This is a genomic window from Duganella callida, from assembly GCF_004614165.1.
Lineage (GTDB): Bacteria > Pseudomonadota > Gammaproteobacteria > Burkholderiales > Burkholderiaceae_D > Rugamonas > Rugamonas callida.
This window is the reverse complement of sequence record NZ_SPVG01000023.1, coordinates 1-12,119: the sequence shown is the minus strand read 5'-3', so window position 1 is coordinate 12,119 and position 12,119 is coordinate 1. Positions and strand designations below refer to the sequence as shown.

Here is a 12,119-nt window from a genome sequence, read left to right as displayed (position 1 = left end):
TGGCATGACCTATACCGATCCTCAGCAAGCCTACCTCGATGGTAATCATCAACTGGCCGCCGGCGAACTGGCGGCGGCCGAACGTTGTTACCTTGCGGCGCTGTCCTTGCAGCCTTGGCATGCGGCGGCACGGGCGAATCTGGGTTTCGTGAAGGAGCGCCAGGGCGCGGCGGCGGAAGCGGAGTTTCACTACCGGCAGGCGATCGCGCTGATGCCCGATCACACGCAACTGCATCAGAACCTGGGTGCGCTGCTGCTGAAGGAAAAGCGCTTCGAGGAGGCCGAGGCGGCGATGCGCCAGGCGCTGGAGCTGGCGCCCGATGCGCCGACCGCGTGGAGTCAGCTGGGTGTGCTGCTGGTGTGCACGCACCGCGAGGAAGAAGGCGAAGCATGCTACCGCCGCGCGCTGGCGATCGATCCGCGGCATGTGCGGGCACAATTCAATCTCAGCTATCTGCTGCTGCGCCAGGCGCGTTTCGCGGAAGGATGGCGGATGCTGGAGGCGCGCTGGCAGTTCGATCGCTTCCCGCTATCCTTCGATTGCCCGTTCTGGGAAGGCGAGGCGTTGCATGGCAAGTCCGTCGTGATCGGGCTGGAGGCCGGCCATGGCGACATGATCCACTTCTGCCGTTACGCGCCGCTGCTCAAAGCGCGCGGAGCGGTGCGCGTCGACCTGGTCTGTCACCCGGGTCTGCGACGCTTGCTGGCCACGCTGCCGGGTGTGGACGGCGTTCATGCGCTGGGCGAGACGCTGCCGGGCGGCTGGGATTACTGGACACGCCCGATGCGTTTGCCGGGATTGTCCGGCACCGGCATGTCGACGATTCCTGCCGACGTGCCCTATTTGCGGGCGGAGCCGGCGTTGCTCGCACACTGGCGCGAAGCGCTGCCGCAACAAGGGCTGCGCGTCGGCCTGGCCTGGCGCGGCAACGCCAACTTCGAGAACGATGCCGACCGCTCCTTGCCTTCCTTGTTGACGCTTGCACCGCTGTCCGGCAGCGGCGCGCAGTTCGTCAGTCTGCAGAAGGGTGCCGGCGAGGTGGAAGCCCTGCAGCCGCCGGTCGGCATGACCATGTATCCGGTCGGCCCGCAGCTCGGCGACTTCGCCGACACGGCCGCCGTCATCGCCAATCTCGATCTGGTAATCAGCGTCGACACGGCGGTGGCCCACCTCGCCGGCGCGCTGGGCAAGCCATGCTGGCTGCTGTTGCCGGACTATCGCTGCGACTGGCGCTGGATGAAGGAGCGCGGCGACTCGCCCTGGTATCCTTCCATGCGCCTGTTCCGCCAGCCGCGCGCGGGCGGCTGGGCGCCCGTCATCGCCGAGGTGGCGGCGGCGCTGCGTAGTGTCGCAGCAGGTCGTCTATGAGTCCGATGTCGGCCGGTCACCAGCCCGTCTGCTGCTGCGTCCACGCGCTGGATGCGGGAGGCGGATCACAGCACACCGGTATTCTGCTGGAGCCGCTGCCGCCCATCGCCCATGTGCACATGGAGTCCGACCGCGACACCTTGCGCTGGCCGCTGCAAAGGCTGGCGACCGAATTGCGCGAGCAGCGTCCGGGCCACGTGCTGATCGCCCAGCACATGGCGCACATGATGCTGGTGCAGGCGCTGCGGCTGGTGCTGTCGGAAGAGGACAGCGGCGGTGTAGGCTGGCTGTATGCGCTGGCCGATCCGCAGATCGGCGACGCGATCGGCGCTGCACGCCGATCCGTCGCAACGCTGGACGCTGGACGCTGGAGACGCTGGCGCAGCATGTCGGCATGTCGCGCTTCATGCTGGCTTTGAAGTTCAAGCAGATCGTCGGCACCTCTCCGATGGAATACCTGACGCGCTGGCGCATGCTGGTGGCGGGCGACCGGCTGCTGAATTCCAGCCAGCCGGTATCGTTGATCTCGCAGTCGCTGGGCCATGAATCGGAAAGCGCCTTCAGCACCGCCTTCAAGCGGGTGATGGGCTGCTCGCCGCGCCAGTACGTGCGCGATCAGGCGACGTAACTGCGCAGGAAGTCGAGCAGCACGCGGGCGGCGATGTCGGCGTCGTCGGCCGTCATGGTTTCCAGCGGATTGTGGCTGATGCCGCCGTTGCCGCAACGGGTGAACAGCATGGCGACATCGGTGATGGCCGCCATCTCCATGGCATCGTGGCCGGCGCCGGACAGCAGCTCGAAACGCGGCAGGTCGGCGCGTTCGACCGCGTCGCCGAGCTGCCGCATCAGGCGCGGCGCGCATGGCGCGGCGGCGGCGTCGACGATCTGCCGCAGGGTGTATTCGATCTGGCGGCGCGCGCAGATGGCGGCGACGCCGTCCAGCACGTCCTTGACGGCGGCCAGGCGCACCGCGTCATCGGCGGCCCGGATGTCCAGCGACAGCTTGCAGGCGCCGGGGATCACGTTGACCGAGCCGCCGGGCACCTGCAACTGGCCGACCGTGCCGACCAGCGATGGCGCCCGCGCGCAGCGCTGTTCGACCAGCAGCACGATTTCGGCGGCGGCGGCGGCGGCATCCTTGCGCATGCTCATCGGTGTGGTGCCGGCATGGCTGGCCAGACCGGTCAGCTCCAGCAGATAACGCGAGCTGCCGGCAATGGCGGTGACCACGCCCAGCGGCAGGTCGCGTTCCAGCAGCACCGGACCTTGTTCGATATGAACTTCCACGTAGCCCAGCAGGTCGGCCGGGTTGCGGGCGATGGCGGGAATGCGCGCCACGTCGTGGCCGGCGGCCAGCAGGGCCTCGCGCATGGTGACGCCATCGGCATCCGCCTGTTCCAGCAATGCCGGGTCGAAGCGCCCCGTGATCGCCGTGCTGCCGAGGAAAGTGCTCTTGAAGCGCACGCCTTCCTCTTCCGCGAAGCCGACGATCTCGACGTTGAACGGCAGCCGTTCGCCGCGCTCATGCAGGTGACGCACGATGGCGATCGGCAGCAGGATGCCGAGGCGGCCGTCGTATTTGCCGCCGTTGCGGACGGTGTCGTAGTGCGAGCCGGTCATCAGCGTTTTGGCATCGGCGGCGGCCGCCCGATAGACGCCGACCACGTTGCCGACGGCGTCGATGTGCGCTTCCATGCCGGCTTCGCGCATCCAGTCCAGCAGCTGGGCCGCGGTCTGGCGGTGCGACGGCGTCATGTAGGCGCAGGTCAGGCCGTCCTGGTCGTCGCTCCAGGCGCCGATGGTCTCGGCCCACTGCATGATGGCCGGTCCGAATGCCAGCGCCACGCCCAGCAGGTCATTGATGCGCAACTCGGCGATGCGCTTGACCTGGCGCAGGCACTCGGCGATTTCATCGGCGCGCTGATTCTTCAGGCGGCGCGTGAAAGTCTCGATGATGCGCTGCCGCGTCAGTCCCTGTCCGGTCGGGCCTTTGACGGCCAGGATGAAGGGAAAGCCGAATTTGGCGTTGTAGTCGGCGTTCAGCTGGTGCAGGGTGGCGAATTCCTCGGCGCTGCACAGGTGCAGACCGGATTTGGCCTGCTCGCTGGTCGATTCGGCCGTCAGTTCGCCGGCGACGGCGGCTTTGCCGGCCAGCTCCGGGTGAGCGCGTATCAGTCCCAGTTGTTCATCCACCGAGGCCGCGCTGACCACGGCCTGCATCGCCTGTTTCAGGGCGGTGACGCTGTTGAACGGCCGCTGCGCGGCGGCGCGTTCCGCTATCCATGGCGAATGTTCGTAGATGCCGCGCAGGCGTTCGACAAAAGTTCCGCTGTCGCAGCTGTTCAGGTCGGAGAGTGTGATCATGACCAGCATCTTAACGCGCCGCAGGCGGCGCGACATATCGCGTCCGATATGGGGACGATTTATTTGAGCGACTTCGCCGCCGCCGCCACCTGTTCGCGCAGCCATTTGTGTTCCGGCGCCTGGTGCACGCGTTCGTGCCACAGCTGGTAGAAGCGCATGGCCGGGAATTTGACCGGCACCGTGTAAATCTTCAGGTCCATCTGCTGTTCGTAGCGGCGCACGAACTGGCGGCCGGTGGTCAGCACCAGGTCGGTCTGCGCCAGCATGTTGGGGATCAGGCCGAAGTAGGCCGATTCCACCACCACGTTGCGCTGCAGGCCTTGGCGGTCGAGGAAGTCGTCGATCACGCCCAGGTAGCCGGGCAGGATCTGCGTCGGCGCCACGTGGGGCAGGCTGAGGTAGTCTTCCAGCGTCATCTTGTCGCTGGCGGTGCGCAGCGCATAGGGCGCATCGGCGCGCATCACGCAGATGATCGGGTCCTCGAACAGCTTGGACATGTGCAGATGTTCGGGCGGCTCCTCCCAGTTGGCGATCACCAGGTCCATGTCGCCGTCCGACAGCAGGCGCACGTAGTCGGTGCCCGGCCCCAGGCCGTGGATTTTCACCCGGCTGTTGGGCGAGCCGCGTCGCAGCAGCGCAACCAGATTGGGCAGAAACTGGCTGTCCAGATAATCGGGCGCGGCGACGTTGAAGGTGCGCGCTTCCTCATGTGGCACGAAAGGTGCCTTCTTCAAAAACAGGTTCTCGGTCTCGTCGAGGATGCGCTTTGCTGGTGCAAGCAGACTTTCGCCATGCTGGGTCGGCACCATGCCGCGCGCGCCGCGCACCAAAAGTGGATCGCCCGTCAGTTCGCGCAGTTTGCGCAGCGAGGCGGAGATCGAGGGCTGCGGCTGATTCAGTTTGAGGGCGACGCGGGAGACGTTTTTCTCCACCAGCAGCAGATACAGGATGCGGATCAGGTGGAGGTCCAGGTGTTGCGGCAAAGCGGACATGTGCGTGTTTCGTTTATACGGGAATGGATATGTTTAATATACTCTAATGTTCATGTAGCAGGAATCAAATCCGTTTATCTTCTGTAAATTAGCCACATTCTGACCTTTCAAACTACATGGAATACCTGATCCCCTATGGCCTCGAGTGGGCGAACCTGCTGGTGCGCTGGCTGCATATCATCACCGGCATCGCCTGGATAGGCGCCTCGTTTTACTTCGTCTGGCTGGACAATTCCATCCGTCCGCCGGCGCCGGGGTCGGAACTGGCGAAGAAGGGCGTCTCGGGCGAACTGTGGGCGGTGCACGGCGGCGGCTTCTACAACCCGCAGAAATACCTGGTGGCGCCGGCCGAACTGCCCAAGGAGCTGCACTGGTTCAAATGGGAGGCGTATTCCACCTGGCTGTCCGGCATCGCGCTGCTGACCGTGGCCTACTATTTCAACGCGCAGGCGATGATGATCGATAAGTCGGTGGCGGACATCGGCAGCCTGCAGGCAGTCGGCATCGGCATCGGCACGCTGGTGATCGGCTGGACCGTCTACGATCTCCTCTGCCGTTCGCCGCTGGGCAAACGCGATGGCCTGTTCGGCGTGGTGATCTTCGCGCTGATCGTGGCGGCGGCGTATGGCCTGACCCATGTGCTGAGCGGGCGCGCGGCCTATATCCACATTGGTGCGCTGATCGGCACCATCATGGTCGGCAATGTGCTGATGCTGATTATTCCGGGCCAGCGCAAGATGGTGGAGGCCATGTCGGCCGGCCGCATGCCGGACCCGGTACATGGCCAGAAGGCCAAGCAGCGCAGCGTGCATAACAACTACTTCACGCTGCCGGTGCTGTTCATCATGATCAGCAACCACTACGCGATGACCTACCGGAACGACCATGCCTGGCTGGTGCTGGCGTTTATCATGGCGGCCGGGGTGTTCATCCGCCACTTCTTCAATCTGCGCCACAAGGGCCGCATCGAGTGGCGCTATCCGGCCATCGGCGTGGCGCTGCTGGCCTGCGTGGCGGTGGCGATCGCGCCGGCGCGACCGGTGGCCGTGGCGCCGGCGGCCGATCCGGCGGCGCAATTCGCCGGCGTGAAATCCATCATCGACCAGCGCTGCGTGGCCTGCCATTCGGCCACGCCAAGACAGGCCGGCTTTGCCACCGCACCGGCGGGCGTGATGTTCGACAGCGCCAACCAGATTCATCAAAGTGCGGAAAAAATCTACAAGCAGGTGGTGCAGACCAAGGCCATGCCGCTGGCGAACCTGACCAACATGACCGACGCCGAACGGGCGCAGATCGCCGCCTGGTATGAAGCCGGCGCCAAATGAGGAATGACATGAACACCAAAGAACAACTGGCGCAGTGGATCGACGCGCATTTTGACGAAGAAGTCGGCGTGCTGCAGCAGCTGCTGCGCGTGCCCACCGATACCCCGCCCGGCAACAACGCGCCGCATGCCGACATGGTCGCCGATCTGGTGTCGGCATACGGCTGGCGCGCCGAGAAGCACGCGGTGCCGGAGCAGACCGTGCGCGATTACGGCATGGAGACCATCACCAACCTGATCGTGCGCCGCCCCTATCAGGCCGGCGGGCCGACCGTGGCGCTGAACGCGCACGGCGACGTGGTGCCGCCGGGCGACAATTGGACCTATCCGCCGTATGGCGGCGTGGTCGACAACGGCTACATTTACGGCCGTGCGGCGGCCGTGTCCAAGTGCGACTTCGCCACCTACATCTTCGCCACGCGCGCGTTGGAAGCGCTGGGCGTGCCGCTGAAGGGCGCGCTGGAACTGCACTTCACCTACGACGAAGAATTCGGCGGCCTGCTCGGCCCCGGCTGGCTGCTGGAGCAGAAGCTGACCAGGCCCGATTATGTAATCGCGGCGGGATTCAGCTACAACATCGTCACCGCGCACAACGCCTGCCTCCAGCTGGAAATCACCGTGCACGGCAAGTCCGGCCACGGCGCCATGCCGGAGACGGGGCATGACGCCCTGCAGGCCGCCACGCGCATCCTGAACGCGATATACGGCCAGCTGCCGGAACTGAAGAAGATCAAGTCGAAGGTCGCCGGCATCGACTCGCCGACCATGCTGGTGGGCCGCATCGACGGCGGCACCAATACCAACGTGGTGCCGGGCAAAGTGGTGCTGAAAATGGACCGTCGCATGATCCCGGAGGAAGACCCGGCGCAGGTGGAAGCCCAGTTGCGCGCCCTGATCGAAGACGCGGTGCGGAACGTGCCGGGCATCACGCTGGAGATCAGGCGCCTGCTGCTGTCGCACGCTCTGCGCGAACGTCCCGGTACGGAAAAGCTGGTGGCCAGCATCCAGCGGAACGCCGAAATCTTCATCGGCGAGAAGATCCCGGCGCAGGGCACGCCGCTGTACGCCGACGCGCGGCTGTACGGCGAGCATGGCATCCCGGCGGTGCTGTACGGCGCCGGCCCGCGTACCGTGCCGGAGTCGAACGCCAAGAAAGCCGATGAACGTCTCTACCTGGAAGACCTGCGGAAAGCGACCAAGGTGGTAGCATGCACCCTGTTCGATTTTCTTGGAGCGTGAGATGTTTTCGAAAAAGCTGATGGCCGGCTGGGGCGACATGGACTTCAACAGCCATATGCGCAACACCGCCTTTCTCGACAAAGCCGGCGACGTGCGCATGCTGTTCCTGTCCGAGCACGGCTTCCCCATGCGCGAGTTCATGCGCCTGAACCTTGGTCCGGTGGTGATGAAGGACGAGATTTCCTACTTCAAGGAAGTGCTGCTGCTGGAAGAGATCACCGTCACCCTCAGCCTGGCCGGCCTGGCGGAAGACGGTAGCCGCTGGATACTGCGCTCCGACATCATCCGCCCCGACGGCAAGCTGGCCGCGCGCGTCAACAGCACCGGCGGCTGGCTGGACCTCGAAGCACGCAGGCTGATCGCCCCGCCGCCGGCGCTGATGGCCACCTGGCAGGCGCTGGAGCAGACCGACGACTTCCAGCAGCTTCCCTCCAGCGTCAAAGCAAGGTGAAATGCTTGATGCCGTGGGCGTTCAGGCGTTTCGCGGCATCGTTCATCGCCGGCGCCAGGACTGCATGGTCCTTGCCCAGGTAGATATACAGCGGCAGGTCTTCCAGGGCCTTGCTGAGGCGCCCGCGCGGCAGCAGCGCTTCGGCTTCCGCATCCAGATTGCCGTCGTCGAAGACGCAGGCGTCGTCGCGGCCTGCCAGCACCATGCGCAGGCAGGCCGCCACGTTCTGCACATCGTGCGGCCGCGTGCGCGGCTTCATCGCTTCCAACCGCGTCTGATAGGTGTACACGCCGCGCTTGTAGCTGACCGATCCGGCTTTCCGTGCCAGCGCGTCCCAGCTGTCGATTTCCGGCCCATCGGTGCGCGTGAAGACATAGGTGCGGATGATCAGGAACGGCTCCTCGATGCGCCGGTATTCCGGATGCTGGCGATTGTACTCCCTCACCCGTCCGACCTCGCCGGCGATGCTGCCGGCGGCCAGCATGGCGGCGCCACGCCGTCCCGGCAGGCTTTGTAACTGGCAGCGCTGGCGGATGTCCGCGCACAGCCGCTGCAGATAGTCGCTGGCGTAGCGGTAGGCAAAGGAGGTGGGTTCGTGCGTGCTGCCGAATACCAGAATGTCCGGCCCCTGCGCGCCGACGCCTTGTGCACCCAGTGCCAGCAGGCAGACGGCCAGGCGATAGCGTACTAGCACTGAATTTTCCTCCTTTTTATATTTGCACTATGTTATCAGTTGAACGGTGGAGCCGAACGGAATGTCGTATGATGCAGATTGGATTACAACAACGATTGTTACTTGATCCCATCCTGTGCATCGCTACGATCTGATCGCCTGCCACGACTGCGGCGTGCTGCATAAGCGCCGCCCGGTACGCCCGCGCCAGAAAGCGCGGTGCGTGCGTTGCCGCTCGGTCCTGTATCGCGGGATTTATTCGGATGCCAGCCGCATGGCGGCCATCGTGCTGGCCGCCGTATTCACTTTCCTGATCGCGCAGTTCTTCCCCATCGTCGAACTGGAGGTGGGCGGCTACAGCACCAGCGCCACGCTGCTGGGCGCCATCCGCGTGCTGTGGACCGAGGGCATGCAGGCGGTGGCGGCGGTGGTGTTCGTGTTCACCATCCTGCTGCCGGCAGTGGAACTGGCGTCGCTGCTGTACGTGACGCTGTCGTTGCGCCAGGGCCGGCGGCCGCCCGGCTTCGACCATCTGCTGCGCGCGGTGGGCGCGGCGCGGCGCTGGGGCATGACCGAGGTGCTGATGATCGGCATCCTGATCACCATCGTCAAGATGACCAGCCTGGCGCAGGTCATGGTGCAGCCCGGGGTATTCGCGTTTGGCGCGCTGACGCTGATGCTGGCCATCGTGGTGTCCTTCGATCCGCAGATCCTGTGGAATATCGGCGAGCATCTGCCCGGACCGCGCCGCACCGCGAAAAAGACTTTTCATTACGCGGCGCTGGCCAAGGGCGTGCCGCTGGTGGCCTGCCACAGCTGCGGCCTGGTCGAATCGCTGCAGAAAACGGTGCGCCACCAGTACTGCGCGCGCTGCGGCGCGAGGCTGCACCGCCGCCATCCCGATTCGGTGGGCCGCACCTGGGCCTTCCTGCTGGCGGCCGCGATCCTGTACATACCGGCCAATCTGCTGCCGGTGATGTACACCCATTCGCTGTTCGGCAAGGAGGATGACACCATCATCAGCGGAGTGGTCTACTTCTGGCACAGCGGCTCGGCAGGGCTGGCGGCTATCATCTTCATCGCCAGCATCGTGGTGCCGGTGCTGAAGCTGGCGGCATTGGCGCTGCTGGCGTACACCGCGCAGCGGCGCTCGCGCTGGCGGCCGATGCAGCGCACGCTGTTGTACCGCATCGTGGAGTTTGTCGGCCGCTGGTCGATGCTGGATATTTTCGTCATCACGCTGACGGTGGCGCTGGTGCGCTTCCAGTCGCTGGCGGTGATCACCGCCGGGCCGGGGGCGATGGCGTTTTGCGCGGTGGTGGTGCTGACCATGATCGCGTCCATGCAATTCGATCCCCGCCTGATCTGGGATCCCATCGATACACACGGAGAGAAGCATGTCTGAAAACGAGAGCGGCCATCCGCCGCTGCCGGAGCCGGAGGTCGACCAGGTCAACCGCTGGCTGCCGTCGCTGGTGTGGCTGATACCGCTGCTGGCGGCGCTCATCGGCCTGACGCTGGTGATACGCACGGTGCTGGAGCAGGGACCGACCGTGACGGTCAGCTTCCGCAGCGCCGACGGGCTGGAGCCGGGCAAGACCAAGGTCAAATACAAGGATGTGGATATCGGGCTGGTGCGCTCGATCACCCTGGCCAAGGACTTGTCCAAGGTGATCGTCACCATCGACATGAGCAAGGACGCCAAGCGCTTCACCGCGGCCGACACGCGCTTCTGGGTGGTCAAGCCGCGCATCGGCGCCAGCGGCATCACCGGGCTGAACACGCTGCTGTCGGGCTCCTACATCGGCGTCGACGCGGGCAAGCAGGAAGAGACCACCACCGAATTCACCGGACTGGAAAAGCCGCCGCAGGTGGCGCGGGACGAGAAGGGCTCCAGCTATATCCTGCATGGCGATAACCTCGGTTCGATCGACGTCGGCTCGCCGATTTTCTACCGTCGCATCCAGGTGGGGCAGGTGACCAGCTTCGATCTCGATGATTCGGGACGCGGCATCAAGATGACGGTGTTCGTCGGCGCGCCGTACGACCAGTACGTCGGCAAGAACACGCGCTGGTGGCATGCCAGCGGCGTCGACGTGCGGCTGGATTCCAGCGGCTTCAAGGTCAACACGCAATCGCTGGCGGCGCTGCTGGTGGGCGGACTGGCGTTCGAGTCCATCACCGGCCAGAAACCGCAGGTGCAGGCGCCGGGCGGCAGCCACTTCGCGTTGGCGGCGGACCAGGCCAGCGCGCTGCGCGAACCGGACGGCGTGCCGATCACCACCGTGTTCTACTTCGACCAGTCGCTGCGCGGCCTGTCGGCCGGGGCGCCGGTGGACTTCCGCGGCATCGTGCTCGGTGAAGTGCGCTCGGTGGGAGTGGAATTCGATCCGGTCAAGAAAAACTTCCGCATGCCGGTCACGGTCGACATGTATCCGGCGCGGCTGGGCCGCAGCTTTGCCAAGACCATCGCCGACGATCAGGAGCGCAGCGCCGGGCCGGCGGTGCTGGAACGGCTGGTGTCGCGCGGCCTGCGCGGCCAACTGCGCACCGGCAACCTGCTGACCGGCCAGCTGTACGTGGCGCTGGACTTCTTCCCCAACGCGGCGCCGGTCAAACTGGACACCACCCAGGAAGTGCTGGAGGTGCCGACCGTGCCGAATTCGCTGGACGAGCTGCAGACGCAGATTTCCAGCATCGCCCGCAAGCTCGACAAAGTGCCGTTCGAGGACATCGGCAACAACCTGCGCGACACGCTGAAAACCGCCAACCAGCTGTTCAAGCAGGTCGACGCGCAGGTGGTGCCCGAGATGAAGGAGACCCTGGGCGCCGCGCGCAAGACCTTCAACGAAGCCGACCAGCTGCTGCAAAAAGACTCGCCGGTGCAGTCGGACCTGCGTGAAGCGCTGCAGCAGCTGACGCAGACGCTGCAATCGCTGAACGCGTTGTCGGATTACCTCGAGCGCCATCCCGAATCGCTGATACGCGGCAAGGCCGAGAAAAAAGGAGAACAGAAATGATGCGTGCACTTGCCGTGGCAACGGTGCTGGCGCTGGCCGGCTGCGCCAGTTCACCGCCGGAACACTTCTACAGCCTGAGTAACGGCATGGGCGTGGCACCAACGCCGGCCGCGCGCGCCGCCTATTATGTCGAGATTCCGGCGGTGACGGTGCCGCAGCAGGTCGCGCGCAGCCAGCTGTTGGTGACGACGGGCTCGGGCCGCATGGACCTGCTGGAGCAGGAACGCTGGGCATCGCCGCCGGCGGCCGAGATCCAGCAGGCGCTGTCGCTGGCCGTCACCGGCGAGTTGGGCACGGTGGACGTATTCCGCACGCCGGCGCCGGAAAAGGCCACGGTGTACCGCATCAGCACCAACATCCAGCGCTTCGAATCCGCGCCCGGCCGGTACGCCCTGATCGACGCCGTGTGGAGCGTGCGCCAGGTCGGCAGCACGGCGGTGCTGACCTGCCGCAGCACGGCGCAGGAGCCGGTCGGCGCCGGCTACGACGACCTCGTCGCCGGCCACCGCCGCGCCATCACCCGCGTCGCCGCCGACATCGCCAAAGCCGTGCGCGCGCTCTCCACCGGCGCCAGCCCCAGCTGTTGAATCCGGGGTCAGGTCTTTCATTGCGTCACGGGCTCTGCCGTAGCGGTCGCTACGGCAGGGCGCGGGCCGCCAGGGAAGGCCTGCCCCCGGGGTTGGGGGG

At 65.5% G+C, this 12,119-nt stretch carries 12 protein-coding genes; 9 read left to right on the top strand and 3 right to left on the bottom strand.

Annotation, left to right across the window (positions count from 1 at the left end; genetic code table 11):
* Positions 1 to 4: 4 nt before the first annotated feature.
* The 3 genes from E4L98_RS02095 to E4L98_RS30300 are packed head-to-tail and all read left to right on the top strand — an operon-like array spanning position 5 to position 1,997.
* Positions 5 to 1,369 carry a tetratricopeptide repeat protein gene (locus E4L98_RS02095; protein ID WP_135199913.1) on the top strand — a complete coding sequence of 455 codons (1,365 nt, stop codon included), beginning with the start codon at positions 5 to 7 and terminating at the stop codon, positions 1,367 to 1,369.
* On the top strand, positions 1,366 to 1,788 hold the full coding sequence (locus E4L98_RS02090) for a cupin domain-containing protein (RefSeq protein ID WP_205746645.1): 423 nt from the start codon (positions 1,366 to 1,368) through the stop codon (positions 1,786 to 1,788). The genes E4L98_RS02095 and E4L98_RS02090 overlap by 4 nt, the downstream gene beginning before the upstream one ends.
* Entirely contained in the window at positions 1,764 to 1,997 is a 234-nt protein-coding gene (locus E4L98_RS30300) for a helix-turn-helix transcriptional regulator (protein ID WP_205746644.1), read from the top strand. The genes E4L98_RS02090 and E4L98_RS30300 overlap by 25 nt, the downstream gene beginning before the upstream one ends.
* On the opposite strand, the gene E4L98_RS02085 is transcribed toward E4L98_RS30300, so the two are convergent.
* Entirely contained in the window at positions 1,985 to 3,733 is a 1,749-nt protein-coding gene (locus E4L98_RS02085; protein WP_135199912.1) for an allantoate amidohydrolase, read from the bottom strand. The genes E4L98_RS30300 and E4L98_RS02085 overlap by 13 nt on opposite strands.
* 59 nt (positions 3,734 to 3,792) lie before the next feature.
* Positions 3,793 to 4,725 (bottom strand): LysR family transcriptional regulator, encoded by a 933-nt coding sequence (locus E4L98_RS02080; protein ID WP_135199911.1) that lies wholly within the window; start codon positions 4,723 to 4,725, stop codon positions 3,793 to 3,795.
* Between the two features lie 116 nt (positions 4,726 to 4,841).
* Between E4L98_RS02080 and E4L98_RS02075 the strand changes: the two genes are divergently transcribed.
* The 3 genes from E4L98_RS02075 to E4L98_RS02065 are packed head-to-tail and all read left to right on the top strand — an operon-like array spanning position 4,842 to position 7,739.
* Entirely contained in the window at positions 4,842 to 6,050 is a 1,209-nt protein-coding gene (locus E4L98_RS02075) for a urate hydroxylase PuuD (RefSeq protein WP_135199910.1), read from the top strand.
* 8 nt (positions 6,051 to 6,058) lie between these two features.
* Positions 6,059 to 7,288: a M20/M25/M40 family metallo-hydrolase gene (locus E4L98_RS02070; RefSeq protein WP_135199909.1), complete on the top strand. Its 1,230-nt coding sequence runs from the start codon at positions 6,059 to 6,061 to the stop codon at positions 7,286 to 7,288.
* 1 nt (position 7,289) lies between these two features.
* On the top strand, positions 7,290 to 7,739 hold the full coding sequence (locus tag E4L98_RS02065) for a thioesterase family protein (protein ID WP_135199908.1): 450 nt from the start codon (positions 7,290 to 7,292) through the stop codon (positions 7,737 to 7,739).
* Here E4L98_RS02065 and E4L98_RS02060 read toward each other — a convergent pair.
* On the bottom strand, positions 7,726 to 8,433 hold the full coding sequence (locus E4L98_RS02060) for a substrate-binding periplasmic protein (protein WP_135199907.1): 708 nt from the start codon (positions 8,431 to 8,433) through the stop codon (positions 7,726 to 7,728). The two genes, E4L98_RS02065 and E4L98_RS02060, sit on opposite strands and share 14 nt — an antisense overlap.
* A 115-nt stretch (positions 8,434 to 8,548) precedes the next feature.
* On the opposite strand from E4L98_RS02060, the gene E4L98_RS02055 reads away from it, so the two are divergent.
* Genes E4L98_RS02055 through E4L98_RS02045 form a run of 3 tightly spaced genes read left to right on the top strand, consistent with a single transcriptional unit; the run spans position 8,549 to position 12,019 of the window.
* A complete protein-coding gene (locus E4L98_RS02055) occupies positions 8,549 to 9,817 on the top strand; it encodes a paraquat-inducible protein A (RefSeq protein WP_135199906.1) in 1,269 nt (422 codons plus the stop codon).
* Positions 9,810 to 11,432 (top strand): PqiB family protein, encoded by a 1,623-nt coding sequence (locus E4L98_RS02050; RefSeq protein WP_135199905.1) that lies wholly within the window; start codon positions 9,810 to 9,812, stop codon positions 11,430 to 11,432. The genes E4L98_RS02055 and E4L98_RS02050 overlap by 8 nt, the downstream gene beginning before the upstream one ends.
* Positions 11,429 to 12,019: a PqiC family protein gene (locus E4L98_RS02045; protein ID WP_135199904.1), complete on the top strand. Its 591-nt coding sequence runs from the start codon at positions 11,429 to 11,431 to the stop codon at positions 12,017 to 12,019. The genes E4L98_RS02050 and E4L98_RS02045 overlap by 4 nt, the downstream gene beginning before the upstream one ends.
* Positions 12,020 to 12,119 lie beyond the last annotated feature (100 nt).